Here is a 21067-nt window from a genome sequence, read left to right on the forward strand (position 1 = left end):
TCATGCACACAGTGATCGAAACCAACGAAGCGCGGCGGCCCTGGGGGCTCGCCGCGTTTCTCGTGTTGGCCCTCGCCGCCTTCGTGGCCCTCGGCATCTGGCAGGTGGAGCGCCTGCAGTGGAAACACGCGCTGATCGCCCGTGTCGACGCGCGGGTCCATGCCGAGCCGATCCCGCTTCCCGCCGACGACCGCCTCGCGCGGGTGAAGGGTTCCGACCTCGACTATCTGCGCGTTTCGCTCCAGGGTAGCTACGCGGGCAGCGCGACCGTCCTGGTGCGCGCCGCCACCGACCTTGGCACCGGGTACTGGACGATGACGCCGCTGAAGCTCGAGGATGGACGGCAGGTCTGGGTGAACCGCGGCTTCGTGCCGGCGGGCACCAGCGCCAGGACCGCCGCCGCGAGCACGCCGCCAGGCGCGGTCCGGGTTGTCGGCCTGCTGCGCTCGGACGAGCCGGGGGGCAGCCTGCTGCAGTCCAACCAGCCGCAGGCCGACCGCTGGTACTCGCGCGACACCGCCGTGATGGCCAAGGCGCGCGGGATCGGCCGCGTGGTGCCCGCCTTCGTCGATGCGCAAGTGGAGCAGGCAAACCGCCCCAAGGGGCTGGCTCCGGTGCCCGGCCTCACCCAGATCCACTTCCCCGACAACCACCTCAGCTATGCGCTGACCTGGTTCGCGCTGGCGGCGATGTCGGCGATGGCGCTGGTGTTTGTCTGGCGCCGCCGCCGATGGAACGGCTGATCGACCTGTTCGCGCCGCGCGGGCTTCCCGGAAGCTCGGCCAGCCGCGCGAACATCGTGCTGCTCACGCAGCTGCGCTGGACGGCGGTGGTCGGCCAGCTGGCCACGATCGTTGTTGTCCAGCAGGGCCTCGGCGTGAAGCTCTCGCTGGCGCCGCTGCTGATGGCGCCGCTGCTGCTGATCGTCGTCAACCTCGTCTCGGCCAGCGTCGTCCTGCGCCGCCAGTCGTTCTCGCAGGGCGAGCTGTTCTCGGCGCTGATGATCGACGTTATCGCGCTGTGCTGGCAGCTCTACCATTCGGGCGGGGCGACCAATCCCTTCACCTTCCTGTTCCTGCTGCAGATCGTCATCGCCGCGGTCATCCTCGACCTCAGGTGGAGTTCGCTGGTGGCGATCAACGCCTGCCTCTGCGTGCTGCTGCTGACGTTCTATCACGAACCGCTCCAGCTGCCGGTGCAGGGGCGCGATCCGTTCCAGCTCTATCTCTACGGCAGCCTGCTGTGCTTCGTGCTGGCCGCGGTGCTGCTGATCGTTTTTGTCGCCCGCCTCGACCTCACCCGGCGCGAGAGCGATGCCAAGCTCGCCGCGCTGCGCCAGCAGGCGGCGGAGGAAGACCACATCATCCGCATGGGCCTGCTGGCCTCCGGCGCGGCGCACGAACTGGGCACGCCGCTTTCCTCGATCTCGGTGATCCTGGGCGACTGGACCCACGAACCCGCGATCGCCGAAGACCCCGACCTTGCCGCCGACCTCATCGACGTGCGCCGCGAGCTGGAGCGCTGCAAGACCATCGTCAGCGGCATCCTGATGTCGGCGGGCGAGATGCGCGGGGTGGCGCCGGCGGTCACCACCTTGCGCGGTTTCATCGGCGAGATCCTCGAGGAATGGCGCCCGCGCATGCCGGGCGAACTGCGTTTCCTCGATTCGATCGACGTCGACCGCTCGATCGTCTCCGATCCCGGGCTCCGGCAGGTCATCGGCAACGTCATCGACAATGCCGTGGAAGTCTCGCCCGACCTCGTGGTGATCGAGGCCTGGGTCGAATCGGGCCGCCTCGTGCTGACCGTCAGCGACCGCGGGCCGGGCTTTGCGGCGGAAATCCTGCCGCGCGTCGGCCAGCCCTATGCCTCGACCAAGGGGCGCGACGGCGGCGGGCTGGGGCTGTTCCTGGTGGTCAACGTGATCCGCAAGCTCGGCGGCAAAGTAGCGGTCGACAACCTGCCCGGTCGCGGGGCAAGGGTGCAACTTGCGATTCCCCTTGCTACACTGGCCTACGAGCCCAGGAAGGGTGACGAATAACATAAGATCGGGGCCACCTTTTGACCGAGCCTGCCATCACCGATAGCGCCGCCCCGTGCGGGGACAGTGCGACCCTGCTGATCGTCGAGGATGACCCGACTTTCGCGCGGACCTTGCGCCGTTCGTTCGAGCGCCGGGGGTATCTCGTGAGCTCGGCCGCCAGCCCGGAAGAGGCCGAACGGCTCTGCGCCGCCGCCGATTTCGACTACGCGGTGGTCGACCTCAAGCTCGGCGCCTCGTCCGGGCTCTCGGTGGTGCAGATGCTGCATGGCCGCGCGCCGCAGACCCGCATCGTCGTGCTGACCGGCTACGCCTCGATCGCCACCGCCGTGGAGGCGATCAAGCTCGGCGCCTCGCACTATCTGGCCAAGCCCTCCAACACCGACGATATCGAGGCGGCCTTCGCCAGCGACGGCGAGGGCGATGCCAGCGTCCCGGTCGACGGGCGCAAGAGTTCGATCAAGACGCTGGAGTGGGAATATATCCACGGCACCCTGGTCGAGTGCGACTTCAACATTTCCGAAGCGGCGCGCCGCCTCGGCCTCCATCGCCGGACGCTCGCGCGCAAGCTCGAAAAGCGCCAGGTCTAGGCCGCAGCGGGGAGGGGTAGACAGATGGCCGATCATACCGCGCCGCGCAAGGCGCGCCTGCCCGCCGTCGATCCGCGGGCGCTGCTGACCTTCCGTGCGGTCTGCGAAACCGGCTCGATCAGCGCGGCGGCGCGCGCGCTCAACCTCTCGCAGCCTTCGGTATCCAACACCATCGCCTTGCTCGAAAGCCGCCTCGGCACCGTGTTGTTCGAGCGCGGACGCGGCGGCATCGCGCTGACCCGCGAGGGGCTGGTGCTGCAGCGCCGCTCCGAGGCGCTGGCCACGCTGCTGGCCGATGCGGTGAGCGACGTCGAGCATGCCCGCCACCGCATCTCCGGCCCCTTGCGCATCGGCGGCACCCCCGGCGCGCTGCTGACGCTGCTGCCCGGCGCGATCATGCGCATGGAAGCGGCGGTCGGCGATTTTGCGCTGAGCGTCGTCGAGCGGCCGGACGCCGAACTCCACGAGATGCTGCGCCAGGGCGAGATCGAACTGGCCATGGTCACCACCCGCATCGAAACCATCCCCGAGGGCATGACCGAGGTGACCGCGGCGCGCGATCCCTTCGCGCTGATCGTCGGGCCCCACCACGCGGCGCTGGGCGAGCGGGTTTCGCTGCGCGAGGTGGAGGCGCTGCCCTGGGTGCTGCCCGAGGCGCGCGGCGCGTTCCGCCGCCAGGTCGATGCCCTGTTCATTGCCGCGGGCGTCTCGGTGCCGCGCACCACGATCCGCTGCGACTCGCTGCTGACCACCCGCGCCATCGTGCGCGATACCGACCGGGTGACCGTGCTGCCGCGCACGGTGGCGCTCGACGGCATGTCCGACGGTTCGATCCGCGCCATCGCCATAACCGAGGCGGTGTTCGAACGCAGCGTCGGCGTGCTGCGCATGGAAGGCGGCGCACTTTCCCCGCTAGCCGAGGCGATGCTGGCGGCGCTTCCGCCCGTTCCATAGTTTTTGACTATGGTGATCTGAAATATCATTATTTTACTTTGGATGCGCTGACCCGCTAAACCGCTCTCAGGCCGGGAACATGGGCCGAAAGATAAAAACGGGAGAGAGCGATGCGGACCCTGATCCGCGATGTATCCATCTTCGACGGCAGCGGCAGCGCTCTCCAGACCGGCTCGGTGCTGGTGGACGGCGAGCGGATCGCCCGTGTGGCCTATGGCGCGGACGCGCTGGCGGGAGAAACCGCCGAGGTGGCGATCGACGGGCGCGGCAAGACGCTGATGCCGGGTCTGGTCGACGCGCATACCCACCTCACCTGGGGGTCTTCGGTCGAGAAGATCTACCACCAGTTCATCCTCCCGCCTGACGAGCTGAAGGTCGCGGCCTGGCGCAATGCGCGGGTACTGCTCGACCATGGCTTCACCTCGATCTACTCGGCCGGCGCGCTGGGCGACATGATCGAGCCGGAACTGGCCCGCGCCATCGCGGCGGGCGAGACGCCGGGGCCGCGCATGGTGCCCTCCACCCTCGAACGCAGCCCCGAAGGCGACGAAGGCGTCGAGACCGGCGACGTGTTTAACGGCCGCGGGCCCGAGGCGATGCGCGGGTTCGTCTCCTACTGCAAGGACGAGGGTGTCCAGTCGATCAAGCTGGTAGTCTCGGGCGAAGATGCGCTCAAGCCCGGTTCGGCGATGCAGGTGCTCTATACGGCCGAGGAAATGCTGGCGGCCGGAGAAGCGACGCGCGAGGCCGGCATGTGGATCGCCGCCCACGCCTATTCGCCCGAGGCCATCGGCCTCGCCCTCGATGCCGGCGTGCGCATCCTCTACCACTGCTCCTTCGCCGACGCGGCGACGGTCGAGCGCATGGCGGCGGAGAAGGACAAGTTCTTCTACGCGCCCGGTCCCGGCGTTTCGGTCGCCGCGATCGAGGCCAGCCCACCGCCGCATGTCGACATGACGCACATGAAGGCCAGCGCGAACGAGCGCATGGGCCTCGAAGGCAAGCTGGTGCCCGAACTCAAGGCGCGCGGCGTACGTATCCTGACCGGCGGCGACTATGGCTTCCCGTTCAATCCGCATGGCCGCAATGCCCGCGATCTGGAACATTTTGTCCAGTACTTCGGCTTCACCCCCGCCGAGGCCCTGCGCTCCGCCACCCAATACGGCGGCGAGCTGATGGGGCTCGAGGTCGGGCTGGTGAAGGAAGGCTGGCTGGCCGACCTCCTGCTGGTCGACGGCGATCCCACCGCGGACGTCGCCATCCTGCAGGACAAGGACCGGCTGACGATGATCATGAAGGGCGGCGCGCTCCACAAGGCGCCCGCCGAGATCGCGGCAACAGAGTAACCAGGGGCTAAATCGATGACTTACGACGCGGTTGTCGTAGGCTGCGGCCCGGTGGGCGCGCTGGCCGCGAACCTTCTCGGCCTGAAAGGGCTCAAGGTGCTGGTTCTCGAACGGGAACTGGAACACTACCCGCTGCCGCGCGCGGTCCATCTCGATCACGAGATGATGCGCCTGTTCCAGTCCGCCGGGGTGATCGGCCGGGTCGAGGGCGACATGATCGCCACCGACGGCCACCTCCACGTCGGCGCCGACCATGGCGTGATCCGCTACATGGGCACCGTGGGCAAGCCGCGCCCGTTCGGCTGGGCCAACGACTACTTCTTCTACCAGCCCGAACTCGAGGCGCACTTGCGCGAGGGTTTTGCGGCGATGCCGAACGTCGAGCTGAAGCTCGGCGCCAGCTTCACCGGGCTGACGCAGGACGCGGACGGGGTGACGGTCGATTATCGCGACGGTGCCGACGCCCGCAGCGCCCGTGCCCGCTGGGTGATTGCCGCCGACGGCGCCCGCAGCGCGGTGCGCAAGGCGCTGGGCGTCGTGCTGGACGATCTCCAGTTCGAGGAACCCTGGCTTGTCGTCGATGCCGAAGTGGAAGGCCCGGTCGCGTTTCCGCCGCTTTCCGGCGTGCCCGAGGGGGCCGATCTCCAGCGTCTTTCGGTGATGATGTGCGATCCCGCGCGCCCCGCCACGGTGGTGCCCGGCCGCCGCGACCATCGCCGCTGGGAGTTCATGCTGCTCCCCGGCGAGGACGACACCGCGATGATGGCGCCCGGGAAGGTCGCCGAACTGGTCGGCGCGTGGATGGCCGATGTGCCGCACCGGATCGTGCGCGCCGCGACCTATCGTTTTCACGGCCTCGTCGCGCACCGGTGGCAGGTCGGCAATGTCTTCCTCGCCGGGGACGCCGCGCACCAGACCCCGCCGTTCTTCGGGCAGGGCATGTGCCACGGCCTGCGCGATGTTGCCAATCTGGCGTGGAAGATGGACGCGGTGGCCAACCACGGCGCCGCGCCTGCGGTGCTGGCGACCTACCAGCGCGAGCGCGATCCGCATGTCCGTGCGGTGATCGGCGCGGCGGTCGCGGCCGGTCGCTACATCTGCGAACTCGATCCCGCCAAGGCCGCGCAGCGCGATGCCCGCATCCGCGCGGAAGCGGCGCAGAAGTCGGGCGAGACCGCGCATGACCTGATCCCGGCGATTGCCGAGGGCGTGGTGCTGGCGCAGACGCCAGGTGCGGGCGTGCGCTTCGTGCAGCCGGTGCTCACCGACGGCCGCAAGCTCGACGAGCTGACCGGCGGCGACTGGCGCCTCTTCGTGCGCGACGATGCCGTGCCGGGTCAGGCCGAGGGCGTCACGCGGGTTTCGGCCTCGACCCTGCCGGACAATGGTGCGGTCACCGCATGGCTGGACGATCACGGCGTCGATGCCGTGCTGGTCCGCCCCGACCACTACGTTTTCGGCACTGCCGGCCACAGCGCCGAAGACCTTCTCGCCGCCCGCGCGGCGCAGCTTTCCAGCCATCAGGAGCTTGCCGCATGACCCTCACGCTTGCCGCTGCACAGGCCATCGTCACCGGCACCCTTGCCGAAGCGCGGGCGAGGGGGGCAAAGCCGCTCGCGGTGATCGTGCTCGACGCGGGCGCCCACCCGGTCGCCTTCGCCCGCGAGGACGGGGCGAGCCTCTACCGCTTCGACATTGCCAGGGCCAAGGCCGAGGGCGCCGTGGGCATGGACGCGGATACCGCCGTCCTTGCCGAGCGGGCCAAGGGCAACCCGACCTTCTTTCAAAGCGTCACCGCTGCCGTCGGCGGCCGCATCGCGTTCTCGCCCGGGGGGGGGGTGATCCGCGACGGCGCCGGCACGCTGATCGGCGCCGTCGGCGTCAGCGGTGACACCGGCGAATGCGATGCCGACTGCGCCCGCGCCGGCATCCGGGCGGCGGGTCTTCTTCAGGAGCAAAAGCCATGAAACTGCGCAGCATCGAACTGGCGCTGCCCGATCCGGCGGCCGCCGCCACCTTCATGACCCAGGTCTGGGGCATGGCCGCGGCGGAGACGAAGGGTGACACCCATTACCTGCGCGGCTCCGGCCCGTTCCCCTACCTCGTCGCGTTCGAGAAGAGCGAGGACGAGTTCGTCCGCTCGACCACGTTTGTCTGCACGGGCGAAGAACTGGACGCGCTGAAGGCGCGCATCGCCGCCGCGGGCTGGACCGCCAGAGCGACCACCAGCCACGATCTCGGCGGCGGCCACGGCCTGCTGGTCGAACTGCCCGAAGGCACGATCCTGCGCTTTCTGGTGGACGCTACCGAAGTCGAGCCGATCACCGGGCGCGACCTGCCGGTGAAGCTCACCCACGTGGTGTTCAACGCCGCCGATGCCGAAGCCTGCGGCCATGCGGTGGAGGACATTCTCGGCTTCCTCGTGTCCGACCGCACCAAAGGCATGGTCTTCGTGCGCTGCAACGACAGCCACCATTCCACCGCCTTTGCCCGCGCCGGGTTCGCCTCGCTCAACCATGTCGCCTTCGAGATGGAGGACATCGACGCGGTGATGCGCGGCATCGGCCGTCTGCGCGATCATGCGATGGTTCCGGCTTGGGGCCCCGGCCGTCACGGCCCCGGCGCCAATGTCTACGCCTACTTCATCGCCCCGTTCGGCCCGGTGATCGAGTTCTCGACCGCCGTGGAGAAGGTGCCGGAAGACTATCGGGCCGGGGCCCCGGAAGACTGGACCTGGCCGCCGAACCGCATCGACCAGTGGGGCGTGTCCGACAAGGACTTCGAAGGCCTGCGCCGGGCCGAGGAACGCTTCCGCTTCCGCCGCGACTGGCAAGCCGCGCCGCTCTGACCATTTGACCGCCGCCGCCGGAGACGCGGGGGCAGGGGAGACTACGCATGAACCGTTACATCAGCTTTGAACGTCCCGATGGCACCGGGAGCTTCGGCCGCCTCGAAGGGGACAAGGTGATCGATCTCGGCGCACCCGGCGCGGATGCCTGGCTGAAGGACGTACTGGCCGGCGATCTCGCCGCGCTGGCCGCGACCGGTGAGTTCGCCTTTGCCGCGGTGAAGTTGCTGCCGGTCGTTCCGAACCCGGAAAAGATTCTCTGCGTCGGCCTCAACTACGCCACCCACGTGGCCGAGACCGGCCGCGAGCAGAAGGAACACCCGGCGATCTTCACCCGCTGGGCCGACAGCCTGATCGCCGACGGCGAGGCGATGGTCCGCCCGCCCGAAAGCGAGCGCTTCGACTACGAGGGCGAACTGGCGGTCATCATCGGCAAGGGCGGCCGCCGCATCGCGCCCGAGAACGCCTGGGAACACGTCGCCGGTTTCGCGCCGTTCAACGACGGTTCGATCCGCGACTGGCAGCGCCACAACATCCAGTTCACCCCCGGCAAGACCTGGCCCGGCACCGGCGGCTTCGGCCCCGCGATGGTCGCGGCCTCGGACGTCGAGGACCTCGCCTCGCAGCGCGTGCAGACCCGCGTGAACGGCGAGCTGGTGCAGGACCAGCCGATCTCGGACATGATCTGGGATATCCCCACGGTCATCGCCTATTGCTCGACCTTCACCGACCTCAAGCCCGGCGACGTGATCGCCAGCGGCACCCCCGGCGGCGTCGGCGACAAGCGTAGGCCCCCGCTCTACCTCAAGGCGGGCGACAGCGTGGAAGTTTCCATCGGCGTGATCGGCACGCTCACCAACCCCGTCATCGACGAAGCCTGACAGACCAACGACAAGTATAATACGAGGGAGAGACATCATGAACACCATTCGCAAGGTCGCACTGCTCACCGGCATTGCCTTCGGCGCGCTGTCCGCGCCTGCCATGGCGCAGGACGCGGCGGCCGCTCCGCAGGCCCCGGAGACGACTTCCACCAGCGACATCATCGTCACCGCCCAGCGCCGCGCCGAGAAGGTGACCGAGGTGCCGATCTCGATCACCGTCGCCAGCGCCGCCCAGCTCGAGCGCCAGCAGGTCAATACCGTCAACGACCTCGCCCGCATCGCGCCGAGCCTCGAGATCCAGCAGGCGCCCGGCCAGAACACCGGCGGCGGCGGTTCGATCCGCGGCATCGGCACGCAGACCTTCTCGCCCGGTGCCGTGGCCTCGGTGGGTGTTGTTGTTGACCAGGTCAGCCAGGGCAATGCCAATATCTCCGACCTCTTCGACGTTGCCCGCATCGAAGTGCTGAAGGGCCCGCAGGGCACCCTGTTCGGCCTGACCACCTCGGCGGGCGTCATCAACATCACCACCAACAAGCCCGATTTCACGCGCTTCTCCGCCCGCCTGCGCACCGAGCTTTCGGATGCCGGCACCGCGGGTTCGAAGTACGGCAACCAGGTGGTGCAGGGCCTCGTCAACGTGCCGCTGGCAGCCAACGCGGCGCTGCGCGTCTCGGGCGTCGCCAACTTGCGCCAGGGCGTCAACCGCAATGCCACCACCGGCGAGCTCAACGATACCGACCGCTACGGCCTGCGCGGCCGCCTCTTGTGGGAACCGACCGACCGCCTGACGGTCAACCTGATCGGCGACTATTCCAAGAGCCGCTACGAGAACGGCGGCGACTTCTTCACGTTCGTGAAGACCAGCGGCCCGGGCTACTTCTTCGGCGGCGCCGGCGAGGATACGACCGGCATCACCGACCGTCTCGAGTCCTGCGGTGTCACGGCCAAGGCCGGCAATCGCAACTACTGCTCGGACGAAACGTACGTCGGCCACACCGAGACGTACGGCGGCTCGCTCCAGGTCGACTACGAGGCCGATCCCTTCACGCTGACCTCGATCACCTCGGTGCGCAAGTCGGGCGAATCGGGCTACGGCGCGGCATCCAACGTGTTCCGCGCCGATGTGCTCGAACTCCAGGTCCACAACTCGCCGGTCAACCGTGACCTCAGCCAGTTCACCCAGGAATTCCGCATCAGCTCGGCGGCGGGCAATCCCATCGAATATACCGCGGGCATGTTCTATTCGAACCAGAAGCAGACCCGCGCCGCCGAAGTCGTCGACGTGACGCTGGTGCCGTTCCCGGGCCTGACGATCCCGATCGTCACCAACACCACGCCGCAGCTGACGATCCGCGACGAATCGCTCGCCGTCTTCGGCCAGCTCACCGGCCACGTGACCGACGCCTGGCGCCTGATCGGCGGCGTGCGCTACACCACCGATCGCCTCTCGCTCGACACGTACGACACGCTCGGCGCGCGCGACGGGGGCACCCACCTCAATGCCAAGAAGTGGTCCTGGCGCCTGGGCACCCAGTACGACCTGGCGTCGGACGCGATGGCCTACGCCACCGTCTCGCGCGGGTTCAAGGGCGGCCAGATCGCGGTGCCGACCAATGAAGATCCCTATGTCGTGCTGCCCGAGGTCCCCACATCCTACGAAGCGGGTGTCAAGGCCACGCTGTTCGGCGGCTGGGTGGCCGATGCCAGCGTGTTCTACATGAAGATCGACAACTTCCAGGCGCAGAACTGCACGGTGGACAGCACCGGCGTCATCTCGTGCGACCAGACCAACATCAACGGCGTCAAGACGCGCGGCGCGGAGATCAACTTCTTCGGCAACGTGACCCGGAACCTCTCGCTCAACACCGGTTTCATCTACGCTAAGGCGACCTATCCCAAGAACTTCATCGGTACCGACGGCACCAACATCGGCGGCAGCCAGCTGGCCTATTCGCCGCGCTACAAGTTCACGCTCTCGGGCCAGTACGACGTGGACCTGGGCGAGAACTTCGGCGGTTTCATCGCGCTCGACACCCAGTGGAAGTCGCGCGTGCGCTATGAGGCCAACTCGGTCTCCGACACCACCTTCAAGGCGCACTGGATGGTGGGCGGACGCATCGGCGTGAAAACCGCGGATGACCGCTACACGGTGGCCGTCTTTGTGCGCAACGCCTTCAACGTCCACGAGCCGGCGCTGATGCAGAGCGACTTCCCCTACACCAGCCAGAGCTACTCGGGCGCCTACGAGCCGAACATCGGCGCGATCTACGGGCCGATGTCGTACCGCAACGTCGGCATCAGCCTGGACGCCAAGTTCTGATGCCCCAGACGCTGGACCGCCTGCTGCGAGGGGAGCAGGCGGTGAGCGCGGCGATCAACGCGGTCTTGAGCGCCGCGTTCTTCGTCCTGGTCTTCGGACTGGGGGAGCGGGCGCTGGCGACCGGCGCGCCGGATCGCCTGGCGCTCGATTTCCTGCCACAAGGGCTGATGGTCTCGCTGATGGCATCGCTGGTTCCCGCGCTTGTGATGCGGGCGAAGCTGCGCAAGGCGGGGCTGATCGGCGCGGGTGAGGGGCCGGAAACGGGCGAGATCGCGCGCACCGTGTGTCTCGGCGTGCTGGCGGGGCTCGCCAGCGCGGCGGCACTGGCCGCGCTGGCGCTGTTCGGTCCGCTGGACGCGGTGCCGAGCCTTCCGGCGCTGGTGTTCAAGATCGTCTACGGGGCAGGGCTGGGGCTGGTCTGCACGCGCTTTGCGCTCACCCGGCTCTACGCCCGCAGGATCGCAGGGAGCGGTGTATGAACGGGGGCATGAATGCCGTGATTCGCGGGATCGGCACCCGCCTCGGCCCGGACGTGGTCGCGGCGATGCGCGATCTCTACGAAGCCGAACAGGCCCCGCTCGCCGCCGCGCTGCCGCCCCTCGCCCTCGACTGTGCCTATGGTCCGGATGCGCGCAACCGGCTCGACCTTTACCGGCAGGGCGAGGGGGAGGACCTGCGTCCGGTCGTCCTCTTTGTCCACGGCGGCGGCTTCCTGGTCGGCGACAAGGGCGGGGCTGACAGCTGGGCCAATGCCCATGTCGGCCGCTGGGCGGCGGCAAACGGAATGCTCGGCGCGGTGATGAACTACCGCCTCGCGCCGCAGCACCTGTGGCCTTCGGGGGCAGAGGACGTCGGCCTCGCGGTCGACTGGCTGCGCGGCCATGCCGCCGGTCATGGCGGCGATCCGGAGCGTATCTTCCTGCTCGGCACTTCGGCGGGGGCGGTCCATGTCTCGGCCTTCCTCAAGGCGCGCGAGGATCATGAGCGGCTCGTGCGCGGCGCCGCGCTGCTTTCCGGGCTCTACGGCGTCACCCCGCTCGACGAGCGCGACATGCGCTATTACGGCCCGCAGGACTGCTATGCCTTGCGCATGCCGCTGACCGCGGTGATGGAAACCCGCCTGCCGCTGCTGCTGGCCTGCGCCGAGTTCGATCCGCCGCGCTTCCAGGCCGAATGGGCCAGCATGCTGCAGGGCCGCCTCGGCCGCCACGGACGGCTGCCGCGCGCGCATTATGCCTCCGGGCACAACCACTACTCGATGGCGATGCACCTCGGCACGGCGGACCGCCGCCTGTCGGACGAATTGCTCGCCTTCTTCGCAGACCATAACTGAGAGGCCCCCGATGACCCGTATTCCCGATCTCGACCGCCGCGGCCTGCTTGCGGCCGGCGCCATGGCCGCCGCCGCGCCGATGATGGCGCGTGCCGCCGCCAGGCGCCCGAACCCGGCGTTTCCCAAGGGTTTCCTGTGGGGCGCCGCCACCGCAGGGCACCAGGTGGAAGGCAACAACACCGCCTCCGATACCTGGTTTGTCGAACACCTGACGCCGACGATCTTTTCCGAGCCTTCGGGCGATGCCTGCAACAGCCTCGAACTCTGGGCCAGCGACCTCGACATCGTGAAGGGGCTTGGCCTCACCTCCTACCGCTTCAGCGTCGAATGGGCACGGATCGAGCCGGAAAAGGGCCTGTTCTCGCAGGCCATGCTCGATCACTACAAGCGCATCGTCGACGGGTGCCACGCGCGCGGCCTCCAGCCGCTGGTGTCGTTCAACCACTTCACCGCGCCGCGCTGGTTCAGCGCGCAAGGGGGCTGGACCAACCCCGATGCCGCACAGCTCTTCGCCCGCTATTGCGAGCGTGTCATGCGCGCCTTCGGCGACGGCATCGCCATGGCCATGACCCTCAACGAACCCAACATCCTGCTCATCCTGCGCAACATCCTGCCGCCGCCGGTCTGGGACATGCAGCGCGCCTCGATGGAGGCCGCGGCCAAGAAGCTGGGCGTCGCCAGGTTCGTCTGCGCCAACGTGGCCGGGCGCGAGGACATCGAGGCGCTCCAGCACGGGCTCATGGCCGGGCACAAGGCGGCCCGCGCCGCGATCAAGGCGGTGCGCGGCGACCTGCCGGTGGGCTTCACGCTTTCGGTGATCGACGATCAGGCGGCCGGCAAGAACTCGCTGCGCGACAAGGTCCGCGCCGAGAACTACGGCGCCTGGCTGGAACTGGCCAGGCAGGACGACTTCATCGGCGTCCAGAACTACGAACGCGCGGTCTGGAACGACAAGGGCCACCTGCCGCCGCCCGATGGCGGCGACCGCAACTGGTCCGGCACCGAAGTCTGGGCGCCCTCGCTGGCGGGCGCGGTGCGCTATGTCCACGCGGCGACCAAGGTTCCCGTGCTGGTCTCCGAACACGGCGTCGGCACCGACGACGACACGCTGCGCGCGCGCTTCATCCCGGCGGCATTGGAAGGCCTCAAGCAGGCGATCGACGAGGGCGTGCCGGTGCTCGGCTACGTGCACTGGTCGCTGCTCGACAACTTCGAATGGATCTTCGGCTACAAGCCGCGCTTCGGCCTGTGCAGCGTGGACCGCACGACCTTCGCCCGCACGCCCAAGCCGAGCGCTTCGGTCTTGGGCGGGATTGCCAGGCGGAATTCGCTTTAAGGGGGAAGGGATTAAAGCAGGGGAGCATAGCCCCCCTGCACCCCCATTACCGTCTAGGTCAGGTGCTATCTAGCCGATGCGCGCCCATGGCTGCGTCGGGAGACATAAGGGCTGCGCCGCAGGGAGTGTATTACGGATAGGCGAGGTGCAACGAAGACATTTTGAGGGTCTGGGGGATCTCCTGAGCTTGTCGAAGGGCCCCAGGACTTCCTCTTGTTGTTTGCTTCAGGCCACCACCACCCGAACCCCCGCCTCACGCAACCGTTCGGCCATCTCGGCGGGGATACCGGCATCGGTGACCACCACGTCCACCTCGTCCAGCCCGCAGACGATCGCGCCGGAGGAGGAACGGAACTTGGAGCTGTCCACCAGCAGGATCACTTCCTCGGCCCGGTCCATGAAGCGGCGTTCGGCGGCGACGAGGATCACGTCCTGCTGCATCACCCCCTGCGGGCCGACGGCGGCGGCGCCCATGAACAGCTTCGGCGCGTGGAAGCGCGGCATCGAATCCTCGCCCGCCGGGGCCAGCACGATGTTCTGTTCCCGGAACACCGTGCCCGAGGGCAGCAGCACCCGCGTGCCGGATTGCGGCAGCAGGGCCTGAACGATGTGCAGTGAATTGGTCAGCACCTGGCAGTCCAGCCCGTCGAGGTGGGCGCACATCTGCAAGGTGGTGGTGCCGCCGTCGAGCATGATCGCCTCGCCCGGCTGGCAGAGCGCGGCGGCGGCCTTGCCGATCGCCTGCTTGGCGGGCAGGTGCTGGGTGATCGACTGCTCGAACGGGGTGCCGGCAAGGCCCGGCTGGCGGTCGGCGCGCTCCTCGGGCAGCTTGGCACCGCCGTGGACGCGCAGGAGCTGGCCCTCCTCCTCCAGCCGCGAGAGGTCGCGCCGGATCGTTGCGGGCGAGGCGTCCAGCTGCGCTTCCAGGTCGCGATAGGTGACAAAGCCGCTGGGCCGCAGGGCTTCGAGGATCAGTCTTTCACGCTCGGTCGAATGCATCGTCTTCCTGTCGCCCATGCGGGGGAGGCCGCTGGCCACCCCCATGCCGCCAATTTCGCTCAAAATCCATCATTCTCGCTTCTGAAAATGCCCTGCGGGGTATTTTCGAGGCGGCACCGGCCCACGCCCCCACCCGGCCACCCACGAGTGTATCCTGATGCGTGGTCGGCCCCCTCAGCGAAAAGGTCCCCCGGACCCTTTCGTGTTCTTCGGGACGGGAGCGGGCCGGTGCCGCCAAAATCCGGCACCGCCGGATTTTCAAATAGCCCCGCCGGCGTCCAGCATGTTGCCCGCGCCGATCACCACGGTGGCGCCCACCAGCAGGCCGATGCCGGTCAGCACCAGCGCCCGCGTGCGGCGGCTCGCCCCGCGCCATTCCTTGAGCGCGAAGCCCCAGAGCGTGGAGAACAGGATGATCGAGGCCATGTGCAGCGTCCACGAGGAGAAGCCGTAGCGCCCCATCTGGCTCTCGCCCATGGTGTAGAAGAAGAACTGGAAATACCACAAGGTGCCGCCGAGCGCCGCCAGCAGGTAGTTGGCGAGCAGCGGCGCGCGGGTGCTGCCCTCATCGCCGTTGCTGGCGCCGAGGAATTGGCCGAAGCTGCGGTTGCGGCGGATCAGCAGCGCGCACCAGATGAGGTTGGTGGTCAGCCCGCCCGAAAGGACAACGCAGAGCACCGGCAGGCCCTGGCTGAGGGGATCGGTGCCCGCCGCCAGCGTCAGGTCGCGGATCGGCTGGCCGGCGTCGAGCCCCCAGGCGAAGCAGCCCGACATCACGCCGGAAAACACCGCGATCAGCAGGCCCTTCCTGAGATTGAACTCGGCCACGCCTTCCGACGCTTGCCCGCCCAGATCCTTGTCCTTGCCGTGGCCCGCCCGTGCGACGACAACGATGCCGACGAGCGTGATGACAATGCCCAGCAGGGTCAGCTGCCCGCTGGTGCGACCGGCGATTGCGCCGATGGTGCCATGGAAGATCGGCGGTCCCATCGTGCCGATCACCGTGGTCAGCCCCAGCGCCACCGCCATGCCGAGCGAGAGCCCGAGATAGCGCATGGTGAGGCCGAATGTCAGCCCGCCGAAGCCCCACATCGCGCCCCAGAACCAGCACCACAGCAAGGTGGAGGCGGGCGCGGCGGTGAGCACGCCGATGAGGTTCTCGGTCCGCAGCGAGGCGAAGACCCAGGGCGCGATCAGCCAGGAAAAGATCCCGCCCGCCAGCCAGAACACTTCCCAGGACCACAGCCTGATGCGTTTGTAGGGCACGTAGAAGCTGGCCGAGGCAAAGCCGCCCAGCCAGTGGAAGATGACGCCCAGCGCCGGATTGCCTCCCATTTCAGTCTGATCCTCTCGTTATCTTGTTGTTATCGTGTCATTATGTGGATGGCGGGAGGGTCAGGCCGGTTGCCGCACCTGTTCGCGCCATGTCGCACGGTAGCCCGCAAGGTCACCTTCCAGCGGCTCGACGCGGCGCAGGCCGCCCTGGGCCTGCAGCATCGGGTTGATCAGCCGCAGCGCCCCGAACGAGACGTCGTTATGGGCATTGGCGACAAAGACTTCGGTCTCCGGGCGCAGCGCGGCGAGCGCGCGCACGAAGACTTCGGCATCGGCAAAACGCCCCTCGATCAGCAGGCGCTGCTTCGAGCCGATGAGGTCGAGCGCGGTATCGGCGACCATCGCCGCATAAAGACAGACGCCCGCGCGCCGCGCATACCAGGTGCCGGCCCATTCCTCGGGGCGGTTCACCCATTCGGCCTTGCCGTGCGGGAAGGGCCCGAAACCGGGGGCGAGCGTGGGCAGCATCATCGTGCCGCGTTCCAGCAGCGCAGGCACCGCTTCGAGCAGTTTGGGCTGGTCGGGGCGGATGTCGACCCGGCGGGTGTCGATCTGGATCACGCTCTCGATCTCGCGCCCGCCCATGAAGCGCGCGGAGGGCACCGGCCAGCCATAGGCGTCGACATTGACGAGGGTGTCGCGCGCCTCGGGCAAGGCGGACAGCGACACCGTCTCGGCGGCCAGCCGCATGGCGATGAACCAGGTGCCGGTGGAAAGGATCGTCGCTTCCTGCCGGGCGATCTCGGCAAAACCGCGCGCGGCGAGCAGGGCCGCGTTCGAATCGTGCAGGCCCGCCAGCACTTTGGCATTGGCGGGAAGCCCGGTCTCGGCGGCGAGCTCGGGGCGCAGGGTGCCGACCACGTCGCTGGCCTTGGCGAGCGGGGCAAAGCGCTCCGCCCAGCCGAGCCGCTCGGCCATCGGCGAGAAGCGGGCATCCGCCGGGCACCACAGGTCGGTGTGGCAGCCCAGGCTGGTCACTTCGCTGGCAAGCGCGCCGGAGAGGAACCAGGCCCAGTATTGCGCCCAGGGGACCAGCGCCGCGCGTTCCATCGCCTCGGGATGGCGCCGGGCCATCCAGTAGACCTGCGCGCCGAGGTTGAGGCCGTCGGGCAGGGCGGGCGATCCGGTCAGCACGAATCGGTCGCGCTCCTTGCGGTAGGCGGCCATGACCTCTGCGGGCAGCGGCTGTTCGTAGTCGAGCGGGGGGAACAGCAGGCCCTCTTCGCCAAGCGCGGCAAAGCCCGCGCCGTGGGCGACCGGGATCAGCGCTTCCACCGGATGACCCGCCCAGCCGCGCAGCGTCGCGCGCAGCCATTGGCCGATTCCCGCGGCATCGAGGCAGCGCACGCCGTCCACTTCGCACGGCACGTTGGGGCGGACCTGGCGGTCGATCATGCGCCCGCCCTTGGTCCACAGCGTCAGTTTGCTGAGGGTCTTGCCGATATCGACGACAATATAGGTGCCGCTTCCTGCCATTCGCTCTGCCCATTTTTCACCATGCGTGAACATGGTGTTGTTTGATTGGATTTGATCGTTTAGTATCGAATCAGATTGAACCTGAAAAGAGGTTTCGTTAGAGGATGCCCATGGACACGATTGCCCCTGCCAAACCGGCGGCCCAGAGCGCCGCGCTTCCCTTCTCGGTCCCCGCCAGCCGCTGGGACGACTCGGTTGCCGCCACGCTTTCTCCCCCCGAATTGCTGCTGTACCGTTCGAACCTGCTGGGTTCGGACCTCACCGTCACCAATTTCGGCGGCGGCAATACGTCCGCCAAGCTGGAAGAGATCGACCCGCTGACCGGCGAGGCGGTGGAAGTGCTGTGGGTGAAGGGTTCGGGCGGCGACATCGGTTCGATGAAGCTGGACGGTTTCGCCACGCTCTACCAGCACAAGCTGCTCGGCCTTGAGAACCACTACAACGGCCCTGAAGACGACGACAAGATGGTCGGCTTCCTGCCGCACTGCACGTTCAACCTGAACGGCCGTGCCGCCTCGATCGACACGCCGCTGCACTCGCTGCTGCCCTTCGCGCATGTCGATCACGTCCACCCCGATGCGATCATCGCGCTGGCTGCCAGCTCGGGCGGCGAGGCGGCGACGAAGGAAATCTGGGGCGGCAAGATCGGCTGGCTCGGCTGGAAGCGCCCCGGCTACACGCTGGGCGTGATGCTGCGCGACTATGTGGCGGCCAACCCCGGCGTGGAGGGCGTCATGCTCGCCGGCCATGGCATCATCTGCTGGGCGGACAGCGCCAAGTCCTGTTACGAACATACCGTAGAGCTGATCGCCGATGCGGCGAACTACCTCAACGCGAAGCTTTCCGAAAAACCTGCTTTCGGTGGTGCGGTCCATTCCTCCTCCTCGGACCGCGCAGCCCTTGCTGCCGACCTTATGCCCCGCCTGCGTGGTCAGATGACCGGGGCGCGGCGTAAGGTCGGCCATTTTTCGGACGATGCCGAAGCGCTGGAATTCGTGAACTCGGCCGAGTTCGAGCGCCTTGCCGCGCTGGGCACCTCGTGCCCCGATCACTTCCTGCGCACCAAGATCGCTCCCCTGACGCTCGATCCCGCGCGCCTTCGGGACGATGCCTACCTCGCGCAGAAAATCGCCGATTATCGCGCCATGTACGCAGCCTATTACGAGCGCTGCAAGCGTCCCAACTCGCCCGCGATGCGCGATGCCAACCCGGTGGTCGTGCTGGTCCCCGGCGTCGGCCGCATCACGTTCGCCACCGACAAGACCACCGCGCGTCTTGCCGGGGAATTCTACGGCAACGCCATCAATGTGATGCGCGGCGCCGAGGCGATCGGCGACTATATCGCGCTCGACGAGCAGGAAGCGTTCGACATCGAATACTGGCTGCTTGAGGAAGCCAAGCTCCAGCGCATGCCCGCGCCCAAGCCTCTGGTTGGCCGCGTGGCGCTTGTCACCGGCGGTGCAGGCGGCATCGGCGCCGCCACCGCCGCGCGCCTGATGGCGGACGGCGCCTGCGTGCTGCTGGCCGATCGCGATGCGAATGCCGTCGAGGAAGTCCGCGCCGGGTTCGCGAAACAGTTCGGCAAGGACGTGGTCCGCGCCGCCGTTTGCGACGTGACCGACGAGGCGCAAGTCTCCGAAGCCTTTGCCGTCGCGGCGCGGGAATTCGGCGGGCTCGACATCCTTGTCGCCAATGCCGGTATTGCTTCCTCGGCCCCGATCGAGGAAACCACGATCGAACTGTGGAACCGCAATTACGACGTGCTGGCGCAGGGCTACTTCCTCACCAGCCGCGCCGCATGGCCGCTGCTGAAGGGGATGAAGGAGCAGGGCGGCACTTCGGTGGTGTTCATCGGTTCGAAGAACGGCGTGGCGGCGGCCACCAACGCCTCGGCCTATGCTTCCGCCAAGGCGGCGGCGAACCACCTTGCGCGCTGCCTGGCGCTGGAAGGCGCGCCCCACGGCATCCGCGTCAACGTCGTCAATCCCGATGCGGTCATCAAGGGCAGCAAGATCTGGGACGGCGACTGGCGCAAGGAACGCGCGGGCGCCCACGGGATCGATACCGGCAAGGAACTGGAAGAGCACTACCGCAACCGCTCCATGTTGAAGCGCGACGTGCTGCCGTCCGACATTGCCGAGGCCGTGTATTTCCTCGCGGGCGACCAGTCGGCGAAATCCACCGGCAACATGATCAATGTCGATGCGGGTAACGCACAGGCCTTCACGCGCTGATAAGAGATGATTTCGGGGAACGCGCGAACCGGCGCGGTCCCCGAACGGGCAAGAGGATACGAAAATGAGCAGACTGCCGATTTCCGAAGAGCTGATCGCCGAAGCCAACGCCCGCGCGGCGGATGCGCTGGAGGACGAATATGCCTCGCTCGGCCGCAAGCTGGAGCGTTCGGGCATCGCCATCGATGCGATCAAGGACAAGGTCGCCGGTTTCTCGGTCGCGGTGCCTTCGTGGGGCGCGGGCCGGGGCGGCACCCGTTTCGCCAAGTTCCCGATCGCGGGTGAGCCGACCACCATTCACGAAAAGCTGGAAGACTGCGCCGTCATCAACCAGCTTTCGCGCCTGACCCCGCGCGTCTCGCCGCACTTCCCGTGGGACAAGGTGAGCGACTACAAGGCGCTGCGCGAGGAAGCCGCCAGCCTTGGCCTCGGCTTCGATGCGGTGAATTCCAACACCTTCCAGGACCAGAAGGACCAGGCGCACAGCTATTCCACCGGTTCGCTGTCCTCGACCATCGAAGCCACCCGCCAACAGGCGGTGGAGCACAACATCGAATGCATCGAGATCGGCAAGCAGCTCGGTTCGACCGACCTGACGGTGTGGGTGGGTGACGGCACCAACTTCCCCGGCCAGCAGGACCTTGGCCGCAGCCTCGACCGTTATCTGGATGCCGCCGCGCAAGTCTACGCCGAGCTGCCGGACGACTGGCGGATGCTGCTGGAACACAAGATGTTCGAACCGGCGTTCTACTCCACCGTCATCAGCGACTGGGGTTCCTCGATCCTCGCCGCGCAGGAACTGGGCCACAAGGCCAAGTGCCTGGTCGATCTTGGCCACCATGCGCCGAACGTGAACATCGAGCAGATCGTGGCCCGCCTCCACCGCTTCGGCAAGCTGGGCGGCTTCCACTTCAACGACAGCAAGTACGGCGACGACGACCTCGATTCGGGCTCGATCAACCCGCACCAGCTGTTCCTCGTGTTCAACGAACTGGTCGAGGCGGAACTCGCCCCGCGTGACGGTTTCAAGCCGAGCTACATGATCGACCAGTCGCACAACGTCACCGACCCGATCGAGTCCATGCTCTCCTCCGCCGAGGCCATCGGCTCGTGCTATGCCAAGGCGCTGCTGGTCGACCGCGAGGCGCTGCATCTGGCGCAGGAAGCCAACGACACGATGATGGCCTTTCAGGCGCTGCGCCGCGCCTACAACGTCGATGTCAGCCCGATCCTTGCCATGGCGCGCGTGGAAGCGGGCGGCGCGGCGGACGTGCTGGGCGTCTACCGCGAAAGCCGCTGGCGCGACCGCAAGGCGCAGGAGCGCAAGGCTGTGGGCCTCGGCGCCGGGATCGTCTGATCCGCCGCGATACC

Annotated in this window: 18 protein-coding genes; 15 read left to right on the forward strand and 3 right to left on the reverse strand. The window is 67.8% G+C overall.

Annotated features, from left to right (window positions below; genetic code table 11):
* Nucleotides 1–2 precede the first annotated feature (2 nt).
* The 13 genes from CA833_RS11255 to CA833_RS11315 all read left to right on the forward strand — a co-directional run bounded on the left by CA833_RS11255 (nt 3) and on the right by CA833_RS11315 (nt 13652).
* The gene (locus CA833_RS11255; protein ID WP_207078077.1) at nt 3–743 is read left to right on the forward strand and encodes an SURF1 family protein; all 741 of its coding nucleotides are present in this window, start codon (nt 3–5) and stop codon (nt 741–743) included.
* Nucleotides 731–2041 (forward strand): ATP-binding protein, encoded by a 1311-nt coding sequence (locus tag CA833_RS11260; protein WP_142635248.1) that lies wholly within the window; start codon nt 731–733, stop codon nt 2039–2041. The genes CA833_RS11255 and CA833_RS11260 overlap by 13 nt, the downstream gene beginning before the upstream one ends.
* Nucleotides 2042–2061: 20 nt before the next feature.
* On the forward strand, nt 2062–2631 hold the full coding sequence (locus CA833_RS11265; protein ID WP_370584504.1) for a response regulator transcription factor: 570 nt from the start codon (nt 2062–2064) through the stop codon (nt 2629–2631).
* A 24-nt stretch (nt 2632–2655) separates the two neighbouring features.
* The gene (locus CA833_RS11270) at nt 2656–3585 is read left to right on the forward strand and encodes a LysR family transcriptional regulator (RefSeq protein WP_207078078.1); all 930 of its coding nucleotides are present in this window, start codon (nt 2656–2658) and stop codon (nt 3583–3585) included.
* A 110-nt stretch (nt 3586–3695) separates the two neighbouring features.
* Nucleotides 3696–4931 carry an amidohydrolase family protein gene (locus tag CA833_RS11275; RefSeq protein WP_207078079.1) on the forward strand — a complete coding sequence of 412 codons (1236 nt, stop codon included), beginning with the start codon at nt 3696–3698 and terminating at the stop codon, nt 4929–4931.
* A gap of 15 nt (nt 4932–4946) precedes the next feature.
* The gene (locus tag CA833_RS11280) at nt 4947–6470 is read left to right on the forward strand and encodes a bifunctional 3-(3-hydroxy-phenyl)propionate/3-hydroxycinnamic acid hydroxylase (protein ID WP_207078080.1); all 1524 of its coding nucleotides are present in this window, start codon (nt 4947–4949) and stop codon (nt 6468–6470) included.
* On the forward strand, nt 6467–6898 hold the full coding sequence (locus CA833_RS11285; RefSeq protein WP_207078081.1) for a heme-binding protein: 432 nt from the start codon (nt 6467–6469) through the stop codon (nt 6896–6898). The genes CA833_RS11280 and CA833_RS11285 overlap by 4 nt, the downstream gene beginning before the upstream one ends.
* On the forward strand, nt 6895–7779 hold the full coding sequence (locus CA833_RS11290) for a VOC family protein (protein WP_207078082.1): 885 nt from the start codon (nt 6895–6897) through the stop codon (nt 7777–7779). Before CA833_RS11285 ends, CA833_RS11290 begins: the two co-directional genes overlap by 4 nt.
* 47 nt (nt 7780–7826) lie before the next feature.
* Complete coding sequence (locus CA833_RS11295) at nt 7827–8660, forward strand: fumarylacetoacetate hydrolase family protein (RefSeq protein WP_207078083.1); 834 nt, start codon at nt 7827–7829, stop codon at nt 8658–8660.
* 37 nt (nt 8661–8697) lie between these two features.
* Complete coding sequence (locus tag CA833_RS11300; protein WP_207078084.1) at nt 8698–10983, forward strand: TonB-dependent receptor; 2286 nt, start codon at nt 8698–8700, stop codon at nt 10981–10983.
* Nucleotides 10983–11462, forward strand: a complete 480-nt coding sequence (locus CA833_RS11305) for a hypothetical protein (protein WP_142635233.1) — start codon at nt 10983–10985, stop codon at nt 11460–11462. Before CA833_RS11300 ends, CA833_RS11305 begins: the two co-directional genes overlap by 1 nt.
* Nucleotides 11459–12316, forward strand: coding sequence for an alpha/beta hydrolase (locus CA833_RS11310; protein ID WP_242526043.1), 858 nt, complete (start codon nt 11459–11461; stop codon nt 12314–12316). Before CA833_RS11305 ends, CA833_RS11310 begins: the two co-directional genes overlap by 4 nt.
* 10 nt (nt 12317–12326) lie before the next feature.
* Complete coding sequence (locus CA833_RS11315; RefSeq protein ID WP_242526044.1) at nt 12327–13652, forward strand: glycoside hydrolase family 1 protein; 1326 nt, start codon at nt 12327–12329, stop codon at nt 13650–13652.
* Nucleotides 13653–13877: 225 nt separating this feature from the next.
* Here CA833_RS11315 and CA833_RS11320 read toward each other — a convergent pair whose 3' ends face one another.
* The 3 genes from CA833_RS11320 to CA833_RS11330 all read right to left on the reverse strand — a co-directional run bounded on the left by CA833_RS11320 (nt 13878) and on the right by CA833_RS11330 (nt 17462).
* Nucleotides 13878–14651, reverse strand: coding sequence for a DeoR/GlpR family DNA-binding transcription regulator (locus CA833_RS11320; RefSeq protein ID WP_142637845.1), 774 nt, complete (start codon nt 14649–14651; stop codon nt 13878–13880).
* Between the two features lie 258 nt (nt 14652–14909).
* On the reverse strand, nt 14910–15986 hold the full coding sequence (rhaT, locus tag CA833_RS11325; protein WP_207078085.1) for an L-rhamnose/proton symporter RhaT: 1077 nt from the start codon (nt 15984–15986) through the stop codon (nt 14910–14912).
* A gap of 60 nt (nt 15987–16046) precedes the next feature.
* Nucleotides 16047–17462, reverse strand: a complete 1416-nt coding sequence (locus CA833_RS11330; protein ID WP_207078086.1) for an FGGY-family carbohydrate kinase — start codon at nt 17460–17462, stop codon at nt 16047–16049.
* A gap of 110 nt (nt 17463–17572) precedes the next feature.
* Between CA833_RS11330 and CA833_RS11335 the strand changes: the two genes are divergently transcribed.
* Both CA833_RS11335 and CA833_RS11340 read left to right on the forward strand, forming a co-directional pair.
* Nucleotides 17573–19696, forward strand: a complete 2124-nt coding sequence (locus CA833_RS11335) for a bifunctional rhamnulose-1-phosphate aldolase/short-chain dehydrogenase (RefSeq protein WP_207078087.1) — start codon at nt 17573–17575, stop codon at nt 19694–19696.
* A gap of 64 nt (nt 19697–19760) precedes the next feature.
* Nucleotides 19761–21053, forward strand: coding sequence for a TIM barrel protein (locus CA833_RS11340; protein WP_207078088.1), 1293 nt, complete (start codon nt 19761–19763; stop codon nt 21051–21053).
* Nucleotides 21054–21067 lie beyond the last annotated feature (14 nt).

The organism is Novosphingobium sp. KA1, from assembly GCF_017309955.1.
GTDB lineage: Bacteria > Pseudomonadota > Alphaproteobacteria > Sphingomonadales > Sphingomonadaceae > Novosphingobium.

Excerpts from the sequence above, each read along its gene's own strand:
- CA833_RS11255 (WP_207078077.1), top strand. The coding sequence starts at position 3 with ATGCACACAGTGATCGAAACCAACGAAGCGCGGCGGCCCTGGGGGCTC.
- CA833_RS11260 (WP_142635248.1), top strand. The coding sequence starts at position 731 with ATGGAACGGCTGATCGACCTGTTCGCGCCGCGCGGGCTTCCCGGAAGC.
- CA833_RS11270 (WP_207078078.1), top strand. The coding sequence starts at position 2,656 with ATGGCCGATCATACCGCGCCGCGCAAGGCGCGCCTGCCCGCCGTCGAT.
- CA833_RS11275 (WP_207078079.1), top strand. The coding sequence starts at position 3,696 with ATGCGGACCCTGATCCGCGATGTATCCATCTTCGACGGCAGCGGCAGC.
- CA833_RS11280 (WP_207078080.1), top strand. The coding sequence starts at position 4,947 with ATGACTTACGACGCGGTTGTCGTAGGCTGCGGCCCGGTGGGCGCGCTG.
- CA833_RS11285 (WP_207078081.1), top strand. The coding sequence starts at position 6,467 with ATGACCCTCACGCTTGCCGCTGCACAGGCCATCGTCACCGGCACCCTT.
- CA833_RS11290 (WP_207078082.1), top strand. The coding sequence starts at position 6,895 with ATGAAACTGCGCAGCATCGAACTGGCGCTGCCCGATCCGGCGGCCGCC.
- CA833_RS11295 (WP_207078083.1), top strand. The coding sequence starts at position 7,827 with ATGAACCGTTACATCAGCTTTGAACGTCCCGATGGCACCGGGAGCTTC.
- CA833_RS11300 (WP_207078084.1), top strand. The coding sequence starts at position 8,698 with ATGAACACCATTCGCAAGGTCGCACTGCTCACCGGCATTGCCTTCGGC.
- CA833_RS11305 (WP_142635233.1), top strand. The coding sequence starts at position 10,983 with ATGCCCCAGACGCTGGACCGCCTGCTGCGAGGGGAGCAGGCGGTGAGC.
- CA833_RS11310 (WP_242526043.1), top strand. The coding sequence starts at position 11,459 with ATGAACGGGGGCATGAATGCCGTGATTCGCGGGATCGGCACCCGCCTC.
- CA833_RS11315 (WP_242526044.1), top strand. The coding sequence starts at position 12,327 with ATGACCCGTATTCCCGATCTCGACCGCCGCGGCCTGCTTGCGGCCGGC.
- CA833_RS11320 (WP_142637845.1), bottom strand. The coding sequence starts at position 14,651 with ATGCATTCGACCGAGCGTGAAAGACTGATCCTCGAAGCCCTGCGGCCC.
- rhaT (WP_207078085.1), bottom strand. The coding sequence starts at position 15,986 with ATGGGAGGCAATCCGGCGCTGGGCGTCATCTTCCACTGGCTGGGCGGC.
- CA833_RS11330 (WP_207078086.1), bottom strand. The coding sequence starts at position 17,462 with ATGGCAGGAAGCGGCACCTATATTGTCGTCGATATCGGCAAGACCCTC.
- CA833_RS11335 (WP_207078087.1), top strand. The coding sequence starts at position 17,573 with ATGGACACGATTGCCCCTGCCAAACCGGCGGCCCAGAGCGCCGCGCTT.
- CA833_RS11340 (WP_207078088.1), top strand. The coding sequence starts at position 19,761 with ATGAGCAGACTGCCGATTTCCGAAGAGCTGATCGCCGAAGCCAACGCC.